Raw genomic sequence first — 20,238 nt, 5'->3', positions numbered from 1 at the left:
CTCGCGCGCAGACGAAGAAGGGCCCGGACGCACCCCTCGGCGTGTCCGGGCCCCTCTGCTGCTGTCACCGGCAGCGGTGACAGCACGTCCTCACTTCAGCTCGGCGCTGGTCTTGTTGAGCACACGACGCGCGATGACGAGGTTCTGGATCTGCTGGGTGCCCTCGAAGATGTCGAGGATCTTCGAGTCGCGGGCCCACTTCTCCAACAGTAGGTGCTCGGAGTAGCCCAAGGTGCCGGCCAGCTCCACCGCGCGGGTGGTCACGTCGACGACGGTGCGTCCGGCCTTCGCCTTCGACATCGACGCCTCCTTGGAGTTCGGCTCCTTGTTGTCGGCCATCCAGGCGGCGCGCAGCATCAGCAGATACGCCCCCTCGAAATCGGACTCGAGGCGGATGAACTCCGCCGCCGCGGCGTGCTGCGACTGCGCGGGCTTGTCGTAGTCGATCTCGACACCCGCCTCCTCGAGCAGACGACGGATCTCCTCGAGCGCGGCGCGGGTGACACCCACCGCCATCGCGGCCACCATCGGACGGGTGTTGTCGAACGTCTGCATGACGCCGCCGAACCCCTTCTTGGTGTCCACCTCGGGCGAACCGAGCAGGTTCTCCTTGGGGATGCGGCAGTTCTCGAACCGGATCTGCGCGGTGTCGGAGACCTTGATGCCGAGCTTGTGCTCGAGACGCTCGATGGTGACACCCGGGTGCTCACGCGGCACCACGAAGCTCTTTATCGCGGCGCGACCGGCACTCTTGTCCACCGTCGCCCACACCACGATGTGGGTGGCGCGCGAGCCGGCGGTCACATAGATCTTCTCGCCGTTGATGACGTACTCGTCGCCGTCGAGCACGGCCGTCGTCGACACGGCGGCGGAGTCGGAGCCGAAGCCGGGCTCGGTGATGGCCATGGCGGCCCACACCTTGCCGAAGCTCTCGAGCTGCTCGTCGGTCGCGACCGCCGAGATCGCGGCGTTGCCGAGACCCTGGTACGGCATGCTGAGCACCAGACCCACGTCACCCCAGGACGTCTCGAGGACGTTGAGGCAGGCCGCCATGTTGCCGCCGTTGGCGACGGCGCCCTCGGGCAGCTCCTTCTGCGGCTGCTTGCGTCCGCCGTCGGCGCCCGCACCGGCCTGACCGGTCTCGGTGAGACCGTCGTACAGGCTGGCCAACGTGTCGAGCTCGATGGGGTAATCGTGTTCGCGCAGGTCGTACTTGCGCGAGACGGGCCGGAAGATGTTCGCCGCCGCCTGGTGCGCCTGGTCGACGGTCACCAGGAGCTTCTTGGGCAGTTCGAGATTGATTGCCATTGTTTTCTCTTTTCGAGGAAGAAGTCGTTGGGGGAGTCGGGACGGTTACAGGACGACGATGCCCTCGCCGATGGAGGCCGCGCGCAGGTCGCGGTACCACCGCTCGACGGGGTGCTCCTTGGTGAAGCCGTGTCCACCGAGGAGCTGCACGCCGTCGGAACCGATCTGCATGCCCTTGTCGGACACCAGCTTCCGGGCGAGTGCCGCCTCACGGGCGTAGGACAGTCCCTGCTCGGCGCGCGAGGTGCCGCGCTGGGTGACCAGGCGCAGTGCGTCGAGCTCGGTGGCCATCACGGCGACGGGGAACGCGACACCCTGACGGTTGGAGACCGGCTCCCCGAAGGCGACACGGTCGTTGACGTAGGGGACCACGTAGTCGAGCACGGCCTGCGAGGTGCCGACGGCCAGCGACGACCAGCCGAGGCGGGACAACCGGACCACGTCGCGGTAGGCCGCGAACGCCGCGTCGCCCTCTTCCTCGCCGAGCAGAGCCGACTTGGGGACCGACACGTTGTTGAGCACGACGCGACCCATTCCGGCCGCACGCACTCCCATGCCGGGATCGGCCTCGACGATGAGGCCCTCGGAGTCGGCCTCCACGAGGAACAGCGCCGGGCGGCCGTCGAGGTTCGCGCCGATGATGAACAGCTCCGACGACCCGGCGGCGGGCACGAACGACTTCACGCCGTCGAGCTTGTAGCCGCTGGGCGCGCGGGTCGCCTTGGTCTTGATGTCGAAGGCGTCGAACAGAGCGCGGGGCTCGGCGATGATCACCGACGACTGCGGGACGTTCTCACCGGCGTAGTCGGGGAGGAAGGTCTTCTGCTGCGCGTCGCTGCCGTACTGCGTCAGCGTGGTCGCGACACCGCTCGGTGCGAGGAGCGGGATGGCCAGCCCCATGTCGCCGTAGGCCATCGCCTCGGCGACCAGGCCGTTGGTGACCACGCCGCGCTCGCTGGCCGCGCCGTCGAACTCCTCGGGCACGTTGATGGTGGTGATGCCGAGCTCGGCGAACCGGGTCAACAGCTCCTCGGGCGCGGTGGCGGCCTCGTCGGCGTCGTGCGCGGCCGGGCGCAGGATCTCCTCGGAGAACTCGCGAGCGGTGTCGGCGATCATCTTCTGCTCGTCGTCCGGGGCGATGTTGAAGTAGTCCTTGCCCGGGGTGCTCAGGCGCTTCGGCGAGCCACCGCCCTGCACGGTCTTGAACGCGCGGCTGGCCGCGCCGAGGGTCTGGAATCCGCTCTTGGTGCCCTGGTAGGCGACGCGGTTGATCGGCTCGCGGAGGCCGAAGCGCTCGGCGATGTCCGATCCGGTGAGAACGGTCAGGAACCGCATCGCGGCGCCGATCGCGTTCGTCTTAGGGGCGTTCTTGCCCACCGCGGAGGTGTCGCGCGGCTCAGTGTGAGTAGACATTTCGCACCTACAGTTTCGTGGTCGATGTTCAGGGCTGGACGACGCAGTGTCGGGTGGCCCGAGGGCTCCGACTTGCGGCGATGCCGATCTTACTCGGCAGTAAGATGTACCTTACCGACCGGTAAGGAAGATGTCACCACCCATTTCCGCGACGTCGCTGATCTGGGTGGGATCCATTGTGTCGTCCAGGCCGTTTTGCCGGGTTGTGTGACCTAGTCTGTTGCGCATGACGCAACCACCCATGGGTACCCCGATGCAGCCGCCGTCGGGCCCCCAGAACGACACCTTCTACGCCGCGATCCTCGGTCAGGAGCAGGGTCCGATGACCTACTTCGACCTGCAGAACCTCACCCGCACCGGCCAGCTCAAGCCGGAGATGCAGGTGCGCACCACCACCAGTTCGTGGTTCCCCGTCTCGCAGGTGCCGGGACTGTTCTCCGACAAGGACTGGCTCACCACCGTCCTCATCTCCTTCTTCCTCGGTCCCTGGGCATCGACCGCTTCTGGCTGGGCTACACCGGTCTGGGCATCCTCAAGCTCATCACCTGTGGTGGACTCGGCGTGTGGTCGCTGATCGATTTCATCCTGATCATCCTGCGCAAGGTGCCCGACTCGAACGGCGTCCCGCTGCGGTGATGTCCGCGCCGACCACTGCGCCCACCCGTCGGTCCGCCGAGGGCGACGACGGTGTCGGCGCGAGGGTGTCGGTGCAGATCGCGGCCGCCGTCGGTGCGGGGTCGATCGTCGCCGCCGTGGCGCTGCCGCGGTCGATGAGCACGTCGGGTCCGGTGCTGTGCCCGTTCCGCGTGGTCACCGGTCTGCCCTGCCCCGGATGCGGCCTCACGCGGAGTTGGATCGCGCTCGGCCACGGCGATGTCGCGACGGCGTTCTCCTACAACGACTTCGGACCGATCAGCATGGCGTTCGTCGCCGCGATGATCGTGCTCACCCTCGCGGTCGCATCCGCCGGACCCGCGCGCATCGGGCGGGTCGCCGGGGTCGCGCGCCATCCGGTGGTGTGGCTCGTCGCCGGGCTCTGGATCGCCTACGGCGTGGCGCGCGCGATCGACGCGGGCATGGGCACCGGCTGGTTCCCGCCCGTCACGTGACCGGTGCGGTGACACCGAGGGCGTCGATCACCGCGTGGTGCAGCAGGCCGTTCGTGGCCACCGCGCTGCCACCGTGCGGTCCCGGCGCGCCGGTGAGGTCGGTGAACATCCCGCCCGCCTCGCGGACCAGCACATCGAGCGCCGCGAGATCCCACAGGGACACCTCCGGCTCGGCCGCCACGTCGACCGCGCCCTCGGCCACCAGGCAGTAGTTGAAGAAGTCGCCGTAGCCGCGGACCCGCCACACCGCATCGGTGAGGGCGATGAACCTGTCGCGGGCGCCGCGATCGGCCCACCCGCTCAAGCTCGAGAACGCCAGGCTCGACGCGCCGATCTCGGCCACCCCCGACACCGCGAGTCGCCGCGGCTCACCGGCGCCGACCGTCGCGAACGCGCCCTCGCCCTCGGCCGCCCACCACCGTCGGTGCAGCGCCGGAGCCGACACCACCCCGAGTACGGGTCGGCCGTCGACGAGCAGGCTGATGAGCGTGGCCCACACCGGGACGCCGCGGACGAAGTTCTTTGTCCCGTCGATCGGGTCGACCACCCACTGTCGACCCGCGAGACGGACCGCGCCGCCGAATTCCTCGCCCAGCACGGCGTCGTCGGGTCGACGCTCGGCGAGGACGGCGCGCACGTCGGTCTCCACCGCGAGATCGGCGTCCGACACCGGCGTCAGATCGGGTTTGTCCGAGACCTGTAGATCCAGTGCACCGAAACGGGCCGCGGTGATCGCGTCGGCGCGGTCGGCCATCTCGAGGGCCAGCTGCAGATCAGACGGGTGCGATGCCATGCCCGGTAGGCTACTGGGCAGTTCGGGCGAGGCGAATTGTCCGAATCTCCCCACCGGCGATGCGCCGGTGGGACGAAGGAGAGGTGGACCCCGCAGATGGTCTCGGTCGTGTTGTTCGTCATGTTCGCGGTGCTTCTCACGTTCATGGTGCTCCAGTGGCGACGGGGTCGCGCCGGCGGAACCGGTGGTCTGTTCGGCGGCGGGGGAGTCGGTGCCGGCTTCGTCCAGGGCACCCTGACGGTCACCGGTGTGAGCGACCGTCCCGACGAGGGCGACCGCAACGACCAGATGTACTGCACCGTCTCGGGCACGATCATCGGCCCCGACACCGCGCCCACGAACGTCTACGGACACATGGTCGTCACCGGCAAGACGCCGTGGCCGCAGATCGGTGCCGACATGCCGGTGGTCTACAAGCCCGGCAAGACCGACACCAGCTGGCGATTCGGCAGCCTCGAGGTCCCGCCCGCCGCGTGAGTCGCCAGTCGTCCCCGCGCCCCTCACCCCGCTGTGGGCGGGGCATCGCCGCCCAACACGTAGCCTGGTGAACCGTGCAACCCGACGTACAGACCGACCTCGACTCCCTCGACACCACCCTGACCACGGTCGAGAAGGTGCTCGATCTCGAGGAACTCGCCCGCCGCATCGACGAACTCGAGCACCAGGCGGCCGATCCCGAACTGTGGAACAACCAGGAACACGCCCAGCAGGTGACGAGCGAGTTGTCGCACGCCCAGGGTGAGTTCCGTCGGGTCACCGCGCTGCGCAGCCGACTCGACGACCTGCCCGTCCTGTACGAACTCGCCGAGGACGAGGAGGGCGACGACCGCACCACCGGCCTCGCCGACGCCGACGCCGAGCGCGCCTCGCTGCGCGCCGACATCGAGGCGATGGAGGTCAAGACCATGCTCGCCGGCGAGTACGACGCCCGCGACGCCCTGGTCAACATCCGCTCGGGCGCAGGTGGCGTCGACGCCGCGGACTGGGCCGAGATGCTCATGCGCATGTACATCCGGTGGGCCGAGAAGCACGACTACGGCGTCGAGGTCTACGACACCTCCTACGCCGAGGAGGCCGGGCTCAAGAGCGCGACCTTCGCGGTCAAGGGCCCCTACATGTACGGCACCCTCTCGATCGAGATGGGCACCCACCGCCTCGTGCGGATCAGCCCGTTCGACAACCAGGGCCGGCGCCAGACGTCCTTCGCCGAGGTGGAGGTGCTCCCCGTCGTCGAGACGACCGACCACATCGACATCGACGAGAACGACCTGCGCGTCGACGTCTACCGGTCGTCGGGTCCGGGTGGTCAGTCGGTCAACACCACCGACTCCGCGGTACGCCTGACCCACGTCCCCACCGGCATCGTGGTGACCTGTCAGAACGAGAAGAGTCAGCTGCAGAACAAGGTCGCCGCCATGAAGGTGTTGCAGGCCAAGCTGCTCGAGGTCAAGCGCAAGGAGGAGCGCGCCGAGATGGATGCCCTCAAGGGCGACGGCGGCTCCAGCTGGGGCAACCAGATGCGTTCCTACGTCCTGCACCCGTACCAGATGGTCAAGGACCTGCGGACCGAGTACGAGGTCAACAACCCGACCGCGGTCCTCGACGGCGATCTCGACGGTTTCATCGAGTCGGGCATCCGGTGGCGGATGGCCTCGGCGGACAGCTAGGAGCCGTGGTGCACACAGTTCTCCTCGCCGCCCCGACCCCGGCAGGCACCGACAAACTGATCCGCTTCCTGTCGCTGCAGGGCGTGCAGATCGCCCTGTTCATCGTCGGCGCGATGATCATGACCCGGTTCATCCAGTGGGGCACCGCCCGCATCACCGGACGGATCGACCAGTCGTTCACCGAGAGCGACGAACTCGTCCGCTCCGAATCGGCGAAACACCGGCACTCGGTCGCCCAGGTCATCTCCTGGGTCGCCATCGTGATCGTCTACGTCATCGCGGTGTTCAACATCATCCGCGCACTCGGCGTGCCCATCACCGGATTCGTCGCGCCGGCCACGGTCCTCGGCGCTGCGCTCGGTTTCGGCGCGCAGCGCGTGGTGCAGGATCTGCTCGCCGGGTTCTTCATCATCACCGAGAAGCAGTACGGCTTCGGTGACGTGGTGGAACTGACCATCGTCGGGTCGGTCGCGACCGCGGAGGGCACCGTCGAGGACGTCACGTTGCGCATCACCAAGATCCGCTCCGCCGACGGCGAGGTCATCACCGTCCCCAACGGCCAGATCGTGAAGGCCACCAACCTGTCGAAGGACTGGGCGCGGTCGGTGGTCGACATCCCGCTGCCGGTGGGCGCCGACATCAGCCGCGTCAACGAGATCCTCCACCGGATCGGCCAGCAGGCGTTCGCCGATCCCCGGATGCGGCCGCTGCTCCTCGACGAGCCGACGCCCATGGGCGTCACCGAGATGGAGGTCGACGGCGTCACCGTGCGCATCGTCGCGCGCACCCTGCCGGGCAAACAGTTCGAGGTGAGTCGCGATCTGCGGGCCCGGATCGTGCGGGCCTTCGGGCGGGCGGGCATCTCTCTCGCCCCCGGCGAGAGCATCGAGACCGGCGCGATGGTCTCCACGACGCAGCGGGAGGGCAGCGAATGAGCGAGAAGCGCTCCGACACCTCGGGTCAGCAGGTGTCGCTGACGAAGGCCGACCCGGCCGTGCCTCCCCGTCGCACGCTGCTGTCGCGGGTGCCGCGCCACCTCTTCGGTGGTCGCGCGCGGACGAGCACCGTGGTCCTCCTCCTCGTGTTCCTGGGACTGTTGCTGCTCTACGGCCAGCGCGCCGACTACTACAGCCGGCTCGACGAGGAAGCCGCCGCGGCGTCGGCGACCCGCACAGCGGCGCCGCGCACCACCGAGGAGACGCAGCAGTACACCGAGCCCACCACGACACGCAGCACGCCGCGATCGTCGAGCAGTGCGCCGTCGAGTTCGTCGACCACCGGCGATCAGCAGACGTCGCCGACCGACGGGTCGCCGTCCACGACGACCACGACACCGGGTTTCCAGCTGCCCACCATCCCCGGCCTCGTGTTGCCCGGGCAGACACCGACCACCACGGCGGTGCGCTGACCCGCACGCCCCCGATCGCCCGACGCCCGCACGGTGCGGGACACCGGGTCGGTGTGACTGTTGTGGCTAGACTGGCCGCCGTGATCAGCCTGGACAACGTCACGATGAAGTACAAGGCCTCCGGCCGACCCGCCCTGCAGGGCCTGACCCTCGACGTCGACAAGGGTGAATTCGCCTTCCTCATCGGCCCGTCGGGATCGGGGAAGTCGACCTTCTTCCGGCTCCTGCTCAAGGAGGACAAGCCCACCAGCGGCGACATCCAGGTCGGCCAGTTCCACGTCAACAAGCTGCCCAGTCGCCGGGTGCCGCTGCTGCGCCAGTCGATCGGCTGCGTCTTCCAGGACTTCCGGCTGCTCCAGCAGAAGTCGGTCGCCGCGAACGTGGCGTTCGCTCTCGAGGTGATCGGCAAACCGCGCTCGACCATCGAACGCGTGGTCCCCGAGGTCCTCGAGTACGTCGGACTCGCGGGCAAGGCCGACCGCATGCCCTACGAGCTGTCCGGCGGCGAGATGCAGCGCGTGGCCATCGCGCGAGCCATCGTCAACCGCCCGCTGCTGCTGCTGGCCGACGAGCCGACCGGAAACCTCGACCCGACCACCAGCGAGGAGATCGTCGACGTGCTCGACCGGGTGAACCGCCGTGGCACCACCGTGGTGATGGCGACCCACGACCGCCACATCGTCGACGCCATGCGTCGGCGGGTCCTCGAGTTCGACATGGGCCGGCTCGTGCGCGACGACCAGCGCGGCGTCTACGGGGTCGGCTGATGCGCGCCAGCTTCATCCTCAGCGAGGTCCTCAACGGTCTGCGCCGCAACGTCACCATGACGTTGGCGATGATGCTCACCACCGCCATCACCCTCGCCATGTTCGGCGGGGGACTCCTGGTGGTGCAGATGGCCGACAAGAGCCAGGACATCTTCCTCGACCGCGTCGAGATGCAGTTCTTCATCTCCGACACCGTCGCCGACGCCGACCCGGAATGCCGGGCCGATCCGTGCGCGAGCCTGCGCAAGCAGATCGAGAACGAACCCGGTGTCGAGTCGGTGTCGTACGTCGACCGTGCCGCGGCGTTCCGGGACGCGAAGACCAAGACCTTCGCCAACAGTCCCGACATCGCGTCGATGATCCGCGAGAACACCCTGCCCGCGTCGTTCAAGGTGCGCATGTCCGACCCGAACCGGTTCGGCGCAGTCCTCGACAAGTTCCGGACGGCCAACGGGGTCGACGGGGTGCTCGACCAGCGAGAACTCGTCAAACGGATCTTCAGCGTGCTCGACGGTGCCCGCAACGCCGCCTTCACCATCGCGCTGGTGCTCGCGCTCGCCGCGATCCTGTTGATCGCCAACATGGTGCAGGTGGCCGCGTACACCCGGCGCACCGAGGTCGGCATCATGCGCCTCGTCGGCGCGACCCGGTGGTACACCCAGCTGCCGTTCCTCCTGGAGGCCGTGGTCTCGGCCTTCGTCGGGTCGCTGCTCGCCGTCGCCGGACTGTTCGGGGCGAAGATCCTCTTCTTCGACCGTGCACTCGGCGACCTCTACGGCGTCAACATCCTCGCCCGCATCACCCTCGGCGACGTCGTGTTCGTCTCGCCCTGGCTGGTGATCGCCGGAATCGGGCTCGCGACCATCACCGGCTACGCGACGCTGCGCTTCTACGTACGGATCTAGATCGCCCGTTCGAACAGGACCACCCGCATGTCGCGACCGAAGCGAGCAGGCAGATCGGTCTCGCGCACCGGGTCGAAGCCCAATGACCGGTAGTAGGCCACCAGCGTCGGGTTGTGGGCGGCGGTGTCGAGGCGGATCACGTCGTATCCGGCGTCTCTGGTGCGGTCGACGCACCATTCGACCATCGCCCGGCCCCATCCGTGGCCGGCGTGGGCGCGGTCGACCATGAGGCCGTGGACGTAGCCCGCCGGCGCGTCGTCGTCGCCCCAGAACTCCGCATCCGACCAGACCAGCCGCACGCACGCCGCGACCCGTCGGTCGACCTCGGCCACGTGCCACTCGCCGCGGGCGATGCCGTCGCCGACCTCGGTCGGCGACAGATCACCCTCGTCCCACTGTCGGATGCCGCCCGCGGTGATCCAGCGAGCGAGATCATCGCGGAGATCGACGATCGGCTGCGCATCGTCGGCCACGGCGGCGCGCATCGTCGGCAGCGGGACCCGGGGAATGGACTGCTCGGTCATGGGCGTTAGTGTCTCCTGCCGTCGCCGCCGAGTCGAAAACGATTACCGTCGCAGCGCCGGTGTCCGTAGGCTGGAAGGCTGTTCACGACGACGAGAGGTGGGTGAGATGACGAAGGAAAAGGGCCGCAAGGCCATCGCGACGAATCGTAAGGCGCGGCACAACTATTCGATCATCGACACCTATGAGGCGGGCGTCGCGCTGCTCGGCACCGAGGTGAAGAGCCTGCGCGAGGGCAAGGCCTCGCTCGTCGACGCGTTCGCGACCATCGACAACGGTGAGGTCTGGCTGCGTGGACTGCACATCGCCGAGTACGGCAACGGGTCGTGGACGAACCACGCGGTGCGCCGCAACCGCAAGCTCCTCCTGCACCGACGCGAGATAGACGGTCTCACCGGCAAGATCCAGACCGGCAACCTGACCCTGGTTCCCCTGTCGATGTACTTCAACGACGGCAAGGTGAAGGTCGAACTCGCGCTCGCCCAGGGCAAGCAGGCCCACGACAAACGCCGCGCCATCGCCGAGCGCACCGCCGCACGCGAGGTCACACGTGAACTCGGTCGCCGCGTCAAGGGCATGCCCGGCTGAGAGCCGTCACATCTGGGTGAACGGTGCGGCGTACCGGAAGGTGCCCACCGCCGTTTCGGTCCACGCACTCAGGCGACGGGCCTGGAAATGCTCGCCCCACCGTGGATCCGGCGCCACCACGCCCAGGTCGGCCGCGGCGCTGAATCCGAAGCGGGAGTAGTAGGCGGGATCGCCGAGCAGCGCGGCCACCGGGTATCCGAGTGCGTCGGTCGCGGTGACCACCGCGTGCACCAGCGCCGAGCCGACGCCGGCCGACTGGGCGTCGGGCCTCACCGCGAGAGGGCCGAGCCCGATCGCATCGACATCGCCGACGCGCGCCCGCGTTCCGACCACCACCCCGACGATGTCGGAGTCGGGGCGGACCGCCACGAGGGTCAGGCCGGCCACGACGTCGGGCCCGACGAGCAGACGCCGGGTGAGTTCGACCTCCGCCGGCTCGGAGTCGGGGGAGGCCGCGGAGGCGAACGCCGCCGCGATCACGGTCAGCGCGCTCGCCTGCTCGGCGGGGTCCGGAGGCCTGATCACCACGACGCGACGGTATCGGGACGGCCCGTCCCGGGCGAGGGGATTTTCCGCTCACGAACGCGCGCCGAGCGCTCAGCCGCGCGCCGAACTCTGCGCGCGGTCGAACGGTGGGCGCGCGAGGCGGGGCTGACGAGCGTGACCGGCGGTGAAATCGGAATGAATTCGTCGTTCCGGGTTGTTAGGATAAAGCGTTCGCTGCGTCAGGAGCGGACACCTACGGGGCTGAACGGTTTCGACTTGGTTCATCTAAGTAGGGGAAGCGTGTCGGTGCAGGCGAGAGACCACCGTGAGCGTCATCGCAACCAATTAAGCGCCGATTCCAATCAGCGCGACTACGCCCTCGCCGCCTGAGCGAGTGCTGGTCTGTCGGCCCGGGTGTGCTCCCGCCCCGGGTACCGGCATCATCAAGGGGGCTCACCGTCCGGCTCGGTCGCGGAGTCGGACGGGACAAACAACAGCGACTGGGATCGTCATCTCGGCTTGTTCGCGGGACCGAGAGATCCGAGTAGAGACGTAGCGAACTGCACACGGAGAAGCCCTACTGACATGACGAAGGACCCGGGTTCGATTCCCGGCAGCTCCACCACAGAACGGACCAGGACACCAGTCCTGGTCCGTTCTGCATTTCCGGCACCGGCGTTCGACACCGCGGTGGAATGTCCCGGGCGGTTGCGCGCGTTGCACCACACGTGCCCCACGAGATCCGTGCGGGCAACGAATTGCTGGAGGACGCTTCATGACCTCGGTCCCGACCATTGCCCTCAACGACGGACGCCACATCCCGCAGCTCGGGTTCGGTGTGTTCCAGATCGAGCCGGACGACACCGCGAAGGCCACCCGCCTCGCGCTCGAGACCGGCTACCGCCACATCGACACGGCGCAGATGTACGGCAACGAGAAGCAGGTCGGCGAGGGCATCAAGGACTCGGGCATCGCCCGCGACGACATCTGGGTCACGACCAAGCTCAACAACGGCTTCCACCGTCCCGACGACGCGAAGCGCTCGTTCGACGAGAGCCTGTCAAAGCTCGGCCTCGATCACGTCGACCTGTTCCTCATCCATTGGCCGCTGCCCACGCAGTACGACGGCGACTTCGTCACCACCTGGAAGACCCTCATCGAGTTCCAGAAGGAGGGGCGCGCCAAGTCCATCGGTGTCTCGAACTTCCAGCCCGCGCACCTCGACCGCCTCGCGGCCGAGACCGACGTCGTGCCCGCGGTGAACCAGATCGAGGTGCACCCGTACTTCGCGAACACCGAGGCTCGGAAGTACGGCGCCGACCACGGCATCGCGACCGAGGCATGGTCGCCGATCGCTCAGGGCAAGGTGCTCGACGACGACACGATCAGCGCCATCGCCGAGCGCGTCGGCAAGTCGACCGCCCAGGTCACCCTGCGGTGGCACCTGCAGCACGACAACATCGTGTTCCCGAAGTCGGTCACCGAGTCGCGCGTGAAGGACAACTTCGACATCTTCGACTTCGAGCTGACCTCCGACGACATCGCGAAGCTCGACGGACTCGACAAGGGTGAGGACGGCCGCACCGGCCCCAACCCCGACACGTTCGATTACATCCCCGACTGACCATCCCCGACCGACCCATCCCCGACTGACCTGTAGGTCAGAGGACCCGCACCACCGATCGACCCCGGATCAGCCCACTGTTCCGGGGTCGATCCGGTTGTGCAGCCAGGGCAGCGCCTCGGCGAACGACTGCGCGCCGAACGCCCATGTGTGCGGCCCGACGGAGTAGCGCTCGGAGGTGCTGATGCCCACCGACCGGGCGATGGCCGACAGTTCTCGCGCAGCCTCGGCCTGGCTCGAGACGATCGCGCCGTCTTTTTTGCTGCGGTGGCCCTCGGAGCGGAACCATCCGGCGACATCGGTGTAGCGACCGTGGGCGCGCATCACCGTGGCCGGGTCGAAGCGGTCCCAGGCCCGGCTGTCGCCGCCGTAGAGGGCCTTGATGGTGCTCTGTTTGTTGCCGACATTCGGACCGATGTCGCCGGAGATGTCGACGAACGTCGCGAACTTCTCGGGGTGGCGCACCACGAGATCGATCGCGCAGGTCCCGCCCATCGACCATCCGACGACCGCCCAGTTCCGTGCCGCCGAGGCCGCCCCGAAATGCGAGATGACATACGGGCGCACCTCGTCGGTGATGTGGGTGTCGACGTTGCCGCGCGGACCGTCGACACACTCGGTGTCGGTGGTGAGGTTCCCGCTCGGATCGACCAGCACGAGGATCGGCGCCCGACCACCGTGGTCGCGGGCATAGGCATCGGAGATGGCGAGGGCGTCACCGCTGCGCACCCAGTCCTGCGGGGTGTTCACGACGCCACCGATCATGATCACCGCGGGCAGGGCCGGGGGAGTCGCGCCGGTGAACCACGCCGGCGGCAGGTACACGTACTCGGTGCGGGGATGGAACCGACTGATCGCACTCGGGGTGCGGATGGCGACCACCCGCCCGTTCTTCACCGTCTCCGGTCGATTCCGGAAGGTGACGAGCTTCGCGACCGTCGTCTCGTTCGGCAGCGGCTGCGCGGTGAGGCCGGCGACCGCGCGATCGAGGGTGGGGTAGTAGCCCGACCACTGATTGACCGACAGGGCCAGGCAGAACACCGCCAGCACGATCGCGAACGCCATCGACACGTGCTGCCACCACCGACCCGACCGGATACCGACGATGGTCAGGATCACCACCGCCGACCCGACCACGGTCCACACCCAGAACAACGTCGGCGCCGAATCCGGCGACAGGCCGCGAGCATCGAGGATCACGTAGACGATCACCGCGACCACCGCACCGACCGCAGCCGCGACGGGCACCCACAACACACGCCACCGCCGGGTCCGCCACCCGATGGCGGCCAGTACGACCGCCACGGTCACGACCTCGACGACGGTCGGGAACCAGCCCGACAGCAGGTGGATCACGAGGCCCGAACTGTGCCCCGGTGGGGTGTACGACCACGCCAGCACGCTGGTCGGACCACCCGACACCGAACGGTCGGCGCCGACGGTGACCACAGAACTCACCTGATGATGATGCAACCGTCAGCTGCCCGGATGCTGTGAATCCGAGAAGGAAACGTGGTCATCGCCGGTGGGGCTGATCACACCGCGCGTCGTCGGTGACGGACACCCGCCTCGGAGTCCCGGTCGAGTGCCGCAGAGGCCTCAGTCGAGTGCCGCAGAAGGCTCAGTCGAGTGCCGCAGAAGCGTCAGTCGAGTGCCTCGGTGACGAAGTCGAGCGCGGTCCGCTGCCACCAGAGCAGGTGGTCGAGCATCGCGTGGCCGCCGTCGGGGACCGGGATGTACGTCGCGTCGATCCCTCGTTCGCGCAGCTCGGTGACGCCGCGTTCGGTGCGGTGGGGATAGGTGCGGGTGTCGGCGGTGCCGTGCATCGCGACCACCCGGACGCCGGCGTGGATGTGGCGCCAGTCGGCGAACTGCCACCACGGCGCCAGTGCGAGGAGCCCGTGGACGCGCTCGTCGGCGGCGAGCTGCGCGCCCACCCGGCCACCCATCGAGTGCCCGACGAGGTGCACGGGGACACCGGGGTGACGCTGCGTCATGCGGTCGAGCGCGGCACGTGCGTAGGGCATCGGACTGTCCTGTCGACCGTTCCAGCCGTAGACCCGATAGCGGACCTGATGGACCGCGACCCGCCGGCCGAACCGCGCGGCGATCGAGCCGGTGAACGGGTACATCCGCAGCGCCGACGGCGACCGCCACGACGACGGCGCGTAGCTGACATCGGTGCCTCCCGGCAGCACCAGAACGATCGCCTCCGGCGCCATCGCCGCCCCCCTCGTGTGCGCCCGACCGTGAACGATCACAACCATCCCCGGTTGTCGTTGGCCGGACAGTATCCGTGTGCCGACACTACCGAGTGGCGATCTTTGGCAGAATCCTCGCCAGCGCAGCTGTGTTCGCGCGCGGACGACGAGCGAAGGAACCAGACTCCCCATGGCGCACGAGCGGGCCGGCACACCGGCACTCCCCGAAGATCTCGTCGACGTCAGCGCGCTCGAGGATGCCTACTACTCGACGGTTCCCGACCCGGACGATCCGCTGCAGCAGGTCGTGTTCGGGACCTCCGGCCACCGCGGGTCGAGCTTCGACGCCGCCTTCACCGAATCGCACATCATCGCGACCACCGCGGCGATCGTCGACTACCGGCGCGGTGCGGGCATCGACGGGCCGCTGTTCATCGGGCTCGACACCCATGCCCTGTCGCGGCCGGCCTGGCGTACGGCCATCGAGGTCCTCGTCGCGGCCGGGGTGACGGTGATGGTCGACGACCTCGACCGCTACACCCCCACACCGGCGTTGAGCCACGCCATCATCGTGCACAACGCGGGCACCGGTCCGCGGGCCGACGGCATCGTGGTGACGCCGTCGCACAACCCGCCCCGCGACGGTGGGTTCAAGTACAACCCGCCCGACGGGGGGCCGGCCGACTCCACCATCACCTCCCGGATCGCTGCTCGGGCCAACGAGTTGCTGCGCTCGGGCGTCGACGCGGTGCCGCGTACCCCGTTCGAGCGCGCGGTCGCCGGCGACCTGGTGGTGAAGTACCCGTACAGCACCACCTATGTCGACAACCTGAAGAAGGTCGTCGACATGGACGCGATCCGCTCGGCGGGGGTGCGGATCGGCGCCGACCCGCTCGGCGGTGCCTCGGTGGGCTACTGGGCCGAGATCGGCTTCATGTACAGCCTGGCCGAGCTGACCGTCGTCAACCCGACCGTCGACCCGCAGTTCGGGTTCATGACCCTCGACACCGACGGCAAGATCCGGATGGACTGCTCGTCGCCGAACGCGATGGCCTCGCTCATCGCCGTCCGCGACACCTACGACATCGCCACCGGCAACGACGCCGACGCCGACCGGCACGGCATCGTCACCCCCGACGGCGGGTTGATGAACCCGAACCACTTCCTGGCCGTGGCCATCGACTACCTGTTCACCCACCGACCCGACTGGAGTTCCTCGGCCGCGGTCGGCAAGACCCTCGTGAGCTCGTCGATGATCGACCGCGTCGTCGCGTCGATCGGCCGCCGTCTCGTGGAGGTTCCCGTCGGGTTCAAGTGGTTCGTCCCCGGACTCATCTCCGGCGACATCGCGTTCGGCGGCGAGGAGAGCGCAGGCGCGTCGTTCCTGCAGCGCGACGGCGGTGTGTGGTCGACCGACAAAGACGGCATCATCATGGCGCTCCTGGCGTCGGAGATCCTGGCCGTGACGGGGAAGTCGCCTTCACAGCGGTACGCGGAGATGGTCGAAGAGTTCGGCAGCCCGTCCTACGCGCGGATCGACGCGCCGGCGAGCCGCGCGCAGAAGGCGGTGCTCGCCGGACTGTCGGCCTCACAGGTGTCGGCGACGTCGCTGGCCGGTGAACCGATCACCGCGATACTCACCGAGGCGCCCGGCAACGGCGCCGCGATCGGTGGGCTCAAGGTCGTCACCGAGAACGCATGGTTCGCCGCGCGACCGTCGGGCACCGAGGACCTGTACAAGATCTACGCCGAATCCTTCACCGGTCCCGACCATCTCGCCACCGTGCAGTCCGAGGCCCAGGCGCTCGTGGATTCGGTGCTGCAGGCCTGAGCGGTCCGCCGAGGGACCCCGCCGACTCGTGCCGATCGGTCGTCGACGAGGACTCAGATTCTTCTCAGTCGGCGTTGTCTATCGTGTGGGCATGAGCAAGCCCAACCGGCCGCCGGTCAAGCGGGGTCCCAGCTACAAGCCCAGCGCGACATCCAGCCGCAGCACGTACCTCCTGGTCGCGGTCGCGGTGGTCGTCATCGCCGTGGTCGTGATCGGCGGTGTCATCTGGAACAGCCAGCGCGACAAGGGCAGTGCCGATCAGAACGTGCTCGCTCAGAACGCGAGCCTCATCATCGGACGGGCCGATGCGCCACACACGATCGATGTGTTCGAGGACTTCCAGTGCCCGTATTGCAAGCAGTTCGAGGCGTCGTCGGGCCAGGCCATGGTCGACGCCGCGAACGCGGGAACCCTGCGGATCCGCTACCACCTGCTCACCTTCCTCAACCGCAACTCCGGCTCGGGTGACTACTCGTCGAGGGCTGCGGGAGCGGCGCTGTGTGTGGCGCGCGCAGGCGACCAGGACACGTTCCTGAAGTACCACACCAAGCTCTACGACGAGCAGCCCGCCGAGGGCGGTGACGACCCCGACAACGCCGCACTCGCACAGAAGGCGGCCGCGGTCGGTGCCTCGACACAGACCCAGCAGTGCATCGCGAACGGGTCTGCCGTCGCCGAGGCCGACACCTCGGCCCAACAGTCGCTCACACAGCTCAGCAAGGCCCTGGGCGGGCAGGCTGGTACTCCGACGGTGCTCTCCGGTGGCCAGGCCGTCTCCGGCATCCTCGACGGTCCGCAGTGGGTGGCGCAGCTCGTCGACGGCAAATCCCAGAGCTGAGCAGACCGGCGGTCGCGCCGGGGCGGGGATTTGGTCGCCCGACTCGCGGTGGTGTAATTTCTTCACGGACGCAACGGCGACGGAAACGGTGCGTGTACACAACTGAACACGGGGCTATGGCGCAGCTGGTAGCGCACCACACTGGCAGTGTGGGGGTCAGGGGTTCGAGTCCCCTTAGCTCCACTTCTCCGACTCTTTGTCGTCGGATTCAACCACTCGTACGCCGCGGTTCATCCGCGTGGCCCGTCGATGGGTTTCTTTTTTTCCTCTGCTCGGTCGGTCTCATCGTCTGTTGAGATTGCGGGCGCAGTACTCATGCGCATTGTCGGCCGGTCGGCGATCACCGACGTCCACGCAGAGAACAACCACGCAACAAAAAGGCCATCCGTATCGGGAGACGATGCCGGATGGCCGATGTGCGCGCCGACGGCAATCGCCGTCGGGTCGCGGTCTGCGGTGTTGCTCAGTGGGCGGCTTCGAAGGCCTCGACGACCTCGATGGGGATACGGCCCCGATTGCTGACCTCGTAGCCATTGCTGTTGGCCCAGTCGCGAATAGCCTGCGTCTGCTCCTTGGAACGTGCGGCGCCCCCGGTGGCGGTCGGACGCTTCAGTGCTCGCCGACCCGCGACCGAACGCGACACCTCTGCATACTTCTCGAGGGAATCACGGAACTGCTGTGCGTGTTTGGGCGATGTGTCGAATTCGTACTGGCGACCGTCGAGTGACCACCGCACCGTTTCGAATTCGTCCAGAACCTTGCCGTCGATGTCGTCAATGAACTGAACTATCTGCTTCTTGGCCATGCTCGGATGAATCCCTTCGAAGTTCTTCGGTCTGTCATGGAAAAGATTAGATGACAACAATCATTTCGGCAATCAATTGCTTTTATCGCGCGTCGCTGATGTTCGAGATGTTGCTGGAGAAGTGTGCGACAACGATCGGGAACAATTGATCTTTGCGCGTACGAATCGTACGAATCGGTGGGGAAAAGCTGGACCAATGATCAGTTCTTGCAAATAGTGCAGATCGCCGCGGTGTGTCGCACGCGACTCTCCGATGATCGCGGAGCGCGCCGATCGTCGGCTATCGTGGTGAGGAAAGCTTCGCCCGTCACCGGGCGACTTGCGTCGTAGAACGCTTCTTCACCGCCGATTCTTCGGTGAGTCGATTCCTTCGTACGGCGAACGGACGCGCACACCTGCGTGTTCGCCACTGACTTCATGTGCGCACCAGCGCACCGTTGTGCCGCCGTGGAGTCCACTGCCCGAAAGGCATTTTGTGAGCAACACCGAATTCAGCACGCTCGGCGTGCCCGCCCCGATCGTCGCCGCTCTCGCGGCCGACGGGAAGACCACCGCGTTCCCGATCCAGGTCGACACCCTCCCGGACACCCTCGCCGGCCGCGACGTCCTCGGCCGCGGCAAGACCGGGTCCGGCAAGACCCTCGCGTTCTCGATCCCGCTCGTCGCCCGCATCGCGGCCGACGGCACCGGTGGCACCCGTCGTCGTGGCCGCCCGCGCGCCCTGGTGCTCGCGCCGACCCGTGAACTCGCCACCCAGATCTCGGCGGTCGTCGAGCCCCTCGCCGCCGTCTACGGGATGCGCGCCACCACGATCTTCGGCGGCATCAACCAGAAGCGCCAGGTCGATGCCCTCAACGGCGGCGTCGACATCGTCGTCGCCTGCCCGGGGCGCCTCGAGGATCTCCTCGAGCAGCGGCACCTCACCCTCGACGAGGTCGAGCTGACCGTCATCGACGAGGCCGACCACATGGCCGACCTGGGCTTCCTGCCCGCGGTCACCCGCATCCTGTCGAAGACGCCGTCGAACGGACAGCGTCTGCTGTTCTCGGCCACCCTCGACAACGGGGTCGACAAGCTCGTCAAGCGCTTCATGCACAACCAGGTGATGCACTCGGTCGACGAGGCGAACTCGCCCGTCGCGGCGATGACCCACCACGTGTTCGAGGTCGCCGACACCGGCGCCAAGAACGACCTCGTGGAGGTGCTCGCGTCGGGAACCGGTCGCCGGATCCTCTTCATGCGCACCAAGCACCAGGCCAAGAAGCTCGCGAAGAAGCTCACCAGCGCAGGCATCCCGGCCGTCGACCTGCACGGGAACCTCTCGCAGCCACAGCGCGACCGGAACCTCGCCGCGTTCGGTGAGGGTTCGGTGAAGGTGCTCGTCGCGACCGACGTCGCCGCCCGCGGTGTCCACGTCGACGACGTCGAGCTCGTCATCCACGTCGACCCGCCGGCCGAGCACAAGGCCTACCTGCACCGCTCGGGTCGTACCGCGCGCGCCGGCAACGCCGGTGACGTGGTCACCATCGCCCTGCCCGAGCAGCGCGCCGACCTGCGTCGCCTGCTCAAGCGGGCCGCGATCGACGTCGCCCCGAGTCGCGTCACCGCGTCGTCGGCCGCGGTCACCGACCTCGTGGGCGACATCGCCGAGCGCATCGCACCGACCCCCGAGCCGATCCGGACCCAGGTCGCGGCCGGTCGCGGTCCCCGTCAGGGCGGCGCGGCGCGCAACGGCGCCCGCGGTGGCTCCGGTCGTCGCGGTGGCGGCGGCGGCGGTTCCTCGGCCGGTGGCCGTGGCCGTCGGTCGGCGTCGTCGCACGGCGGCGGATCGGGCTCGCGTCGCCCCGATCACGCCCGTACCGCCTGATCGATCGTCCGCGAACAGATCGCATGACGAACGCCCGGCCCCGCAAGGGTCCGGGCGTTCGTCGTCTGCGTCAGCGGGTCGTCGCGCTCAGGCGCTCGACGACGCT

Annotated in this window: 22 protein-coding genes, 1 tRNA gene and 1 other RNA gene; 16 read left to right on the top strand and 8 right to left on the bottom strand. The window is 68.0% G+C overall.

Features of this window, described 5'->3' with window-relative positions; translation table 11 throughout:
• Positions 1–90: 90 nt before the first annotated feature.
• Both TU34_RS14120 and TU34_RS14115 read right to left on the bottom strand, forming a co-directional pair.
• Entirely contained in the window at positions 91–1,308 is a 1,218-nt protein-coding gene (locus TU34_RS14120) for an acyl-CoA dehydrogenase family protein (protein ID WP_045823533.1), read from the bottom strand.
• Positions 1,309–1,353: 45 nt separating this feature from the next.
• Positions 1,354–2,721 carry an acyl-CoA dehydrogenase family protein gene (locus tag TU34_RS14115; protein ID WP_045823532.1) on the bottom strand — a complete coding sequence of 456 codons (1,368 nt, stop codon included), beginning with the start codon at positions 2,719–2,721 and terminating at the stop codon, positions 1,354–1,356.
• 226 nt (positions 2,722–2,947) lie between these two features.
• Between TU34_RS14115 and TU34_RS14110 the strand changes: the two genes are divergently transcribed.
• From TU34_RS14110 to TU34_RS14105, 3 genes are read left to right on the top strand one after another with little or no spacing between them, the layout of a single operon-like run.
• Positions 2,948–3,295, top strand: coding sequence for a DUF4339 domain-containing protein (locus tag TU34_RS14110; protein WP_238981313.1), 348 nt, complete (start codon positions 2,948–2,950; stop codon positions 3,293–3,295).
• Positions 3,244–3,357: a TM2 domain-containing protein gene (locus TU34_RS24335; protein WP_238981321.1), complete on the top strand. Its 114-nt coding sequence runs from the start codon at positions 3,244–3,246 to the stop codon at positions 3,355–3,357. Before TU34_RS14110 ends, TU34_RS24335 begins: the two co-directional genes overlap by 52 nt.
• Positions 3,357–3,830 (top strand): DUF2752 domain-containing protein, encoded by a 474-nt coding sequence (locus TU34_RS14105; RefSeq protein ID WP_052688938.1) that lies wholly within the window; start codon positions 3,357–3,359, stop codon positions 3,828–3,830. Before TU34_RS24335 ends, TU34_RS14105 begins: the two co-directional genes overlap by 1 nt.
• On the opposite strand, the gene hisN is transcribed toward TU34_RS14105, so the two are convergent.
• The gene (gene hisN, locus TU34_RS14100) at positions 3,823–4,623 is read right to left on the bottom strand and encodes a histidinol-phosphatase (protein WP_045823531.1); all 801 of its coding nucleotides are present in this window, start codon (positions 4,621–4,623) and stop codon (positions 3,823–3,825) included. The genes TU34_RS14105 and hisN overlap by 8 nt on opposite strands.
• A 96-nt stretch (positions 4,624–4,719) precedes the next feature.
• On the opposite strand from hisN, the gene TU34_RS14095 reads away from it, so the two are divergent.
• The 6 genes from TU34_RS14095 to ftsX all read left to right on the top strand — a co-directional run bounded on the left by TU34_RS14095 (position 4,720) and on the right by ftsX (position 9,370).
• Positions 4,720–5,100, top strand: coding sequence for a hypothetical protein (locus TU34_RS14095; RefSeq protein ID WP_045823530.1), 381 nt, complete (start codon positions 4,720–4,722; stop codon positions 5,098–5,100).
• 74 nt (positions 5,101–5,174) lie between these two features.
• Complete coding sequence (gene prfB, locus TU34_RS14090; protein WP_045823529.1) at positions 5,175–6,290, top strand: peptide chain release factor 2; 1,116 nt, start codon at positions 5,175–5,177, stop codon at positions 6,288–6,290.
• An 8-nt stretch (positions 6,291–6,298) separates the two neighbouring features.
• Positions 6,299–7,225: a mechanosensitive ion channel family protein gene (locus TU34_RS14085; protein WP_045823590.1), complete on the top strand. Its 927-nt coding sequence runs from the start codon at positions 6,299–6,301 to the stop codon at positions 7,223–7,225.
• Positions 7,222–7,698, top strand: a complete 477-nt coding sequence (locus TU34_RS14080) for an Rv3103c transmembrane domain-containing protein (RefSeq protein ID WP_045823528.1) — start codon at positions 7,222–7,224, stop codon at positions 7,696–7,698. Before TU34_RS14085 ends, TU34_RS14080 begins: the two co-directional genes overlap by 4 nt.
• 80 nt (positions 7,699–7,778) lie before the next feature.
• Positions 7,779–8,465 (top strand): cell division ATP-binding protein FtsE, encoded by a 687-nt coding sequence (ftsE, locus tag TU34_RS14075; protein WP_045823527.1) that lies wholly within the window; start codon positions 7,779–7,781, stop codon positions 8,463–8,465.
• Positions 8,465–9,370 carry a permease-like cell division protein FtsX gene (gene ftsX, locus TU34_RS14070; RefSeq protein WP_045823526.1) on the top strand — a complete coding sequence of 302 codons (906 nt, stop codon included), beginning with the start codon at positions 8,465–8,467 and terminating at the stop codon, positions 9,368–9,370. Before ftsE ends, ftsX begins: the two co-directional genes overlap by 1 nt.
• On the opposite strand, the gene TU34_RS14065 is transcribed toward ftsX, so the two are convergent.
• Positions 9,367–9,894, bottom strand: coding sequence for a GNAT family N-acetyltransferase (locus TU34_RS14065; RefSeq protein ID WP_203225462.1), 528 nt, complete (start codon positions 9,892–9,894; stop codon positions 9,367–9,369). The genes ftsX and TU34_RS14065 overlap by 4 nt on opposite strands.
• Before the next feature lie 106 nt (positions 9,895–10,000).
• Between TU34_RS14065 and smpB the strand changes: the two genes are divergently transcribed.
• Positions 10,001–10,480 carry an SsrA-binding protein SmpB gene (gene smpB, locus TU34_RS14060; protein WP_045823588.1) on the top strand — a complete coding sequence of 160 codons (480 nt, stop codon included), beginning with the start codon at positions 10,001–10,003 and terminating at the stop codon, positions 10,478–10,480.
• A 6-nt stretch (positions 10,481–10,486) separates the two neighbouring features.
• On the opposite strand, the gene TU34_RS14055 is transcribed toward smpB, so the two are convergent.
• Positions 10,487–11,008 carry a GNAT family N-acetyltransferase gene (locus tag TU34_RS14055; RefSeq protein ID WP_045823525.1) on the bottom strand — a complete coding sequence of 174 codons (522 nt, stop codon included), beginning with the start codon at positions 11,006–11,008 and terminating at the stop codon, positions 10,487–10,489.
• 215 nt (positions 11,009–11,223) lie between these two features.
• On the opposite strand from TU34_RS14055, the gene ssrA reads away from it, so the two are divergent.
• Together ssrA and TU34_RS14050 are read left to right on the top strand one after the other, a co-directional pair.
• Positions 11,224–11,591: a transfer-messenger RNA gene (gene ssrA / locus TU34_RS22685) on the top strand.
• Between the two features lie 150 nt (positions 11,592–11,741).
• Positions 11,742–12,590 (top strand): aldo/keto reductase, encoded by an 849-nt coding sequence (locus TU34_RS14050; RefSeq protein ID WP_045823524.1) that lies wholly within the window; start codon positions 11,742–11,744, stop codon positions 12,588–12,590.
• A gap of 69 nt (positions 12,591–12,659) precedes the next feature.
• Here TU34_RS14050 and TU34_RS14045 read toward each other — a convergent pair whose 3' ends face one another.
• Entirely contained in the window at positions 12,660–14,048 is a 1,389-nt protein-coding gene (locus TU34_RS14045) for an alpha/beta hydrolase (RefSeq protein WP_238981312.1), read from the bottom strand.
• A gap of 185 nt (positions 14,049–14,233) precedes the next feature.
• Positions 14,234–14,812 carry an alpha/beta hydrolase gene (locus TU34_RS14040; protein WP_052688937.1) on the bottom strand — a complete coding sequence of 193 codons (579 nt, stop codon included), beginning with the start codon at positions 14,810–14,812 and terminating at the stop codon, positions 14,234–14,236.
• Positions 14,813–14,981: 169 nt separating this feature from the next.
• Between TU34_RS14040 and pgm the strand changes: the two genes are divergently transcribed.
• The 3 genes from pgm to TU34_RS14025 all read left to right on the top strand — a co-directional run bounded on the left by pgm (position 14,982) and on the right by TU34_RS14025 (position 17,643).
• Positions 14,982–16,622, top strand: coding sequence for a phosphoglucomutase (alpha-D-glucose-1,6-bisphosphate-dependent) (gene pgm / locus TU34_RS14035; protein WP_045823522.1), 1,641 nt, complete (start codon positions 14,982–14,984; stop codon positions 16,620–16,622).
• Positions 16,623–16,713: 91 nt separating this feature from the next.
• Entirely contained in the window at positions 16,714–17,460 is a 747-nt protein-coding gene (locus TU34_RS14030) for a DsbA family protein (RefSeq protein ID WP_045823521.1), read from the top strand.
• A gap of 110 nt (positions 17,461–17,570) precedes the next feature.
• Positions 17,571–17,643: transfer RNA gene (locus TU34_RS14025), tRNA-Ala, on the top strand.
• A gap of 280 nt (positions 17,644–17,923) precedes the next feature.
• Here the strand turns inward: TU34_RS14025 and TU34_RS14020 are convergent.
• On the bottom strand, positions 17,924–18,265 hold the full coding sequence (locus TU34_RS14020) for a histone-like nucleoid-structuring protein Lsr2 (protein WP_045823520.1): 342 nt from the start codon (positions 18,263–18,265) through the stop codon (positions 17,924–17,926).
• A 475-nt stretch (positions 18,266–18,740) separates the two neighbouring features.
• Between TU34_RS14020 and TU34_RS14015 the strand changes: the two genes are divergently transcribed.
• Positions 18,741–20,132 carry a DEAD/DEAH box helicase gene (locus TU34_RS14015; protein ID WP_045823519.1) on the top strand — a complete coding sequence of 464 codons (1,392 nt, stop codon included), beginning with the start codon at positions 18,741–18,743 and terminating at the stop codon, positions 20,130–20,132.
• Positions 20,133–20,238: the final 106 nt, after the last annotated feature.

It is taken from the genome of Williamsia herbipolensis (genome assembly GCF_000964005.1).
GTDB classification, from domain to species: Bacteria; Actinomycetota; Actinomycetes; order Mycobacteriales; family Mycobacteriaceae; genus Williamsia_A; species Williamsia_A herbipolensis.
The sequence above is the reverse complement of the archived record's forward strand: the minus strand, read 5'-3'. Positions and strand labels throughout refer to the sequence as shown.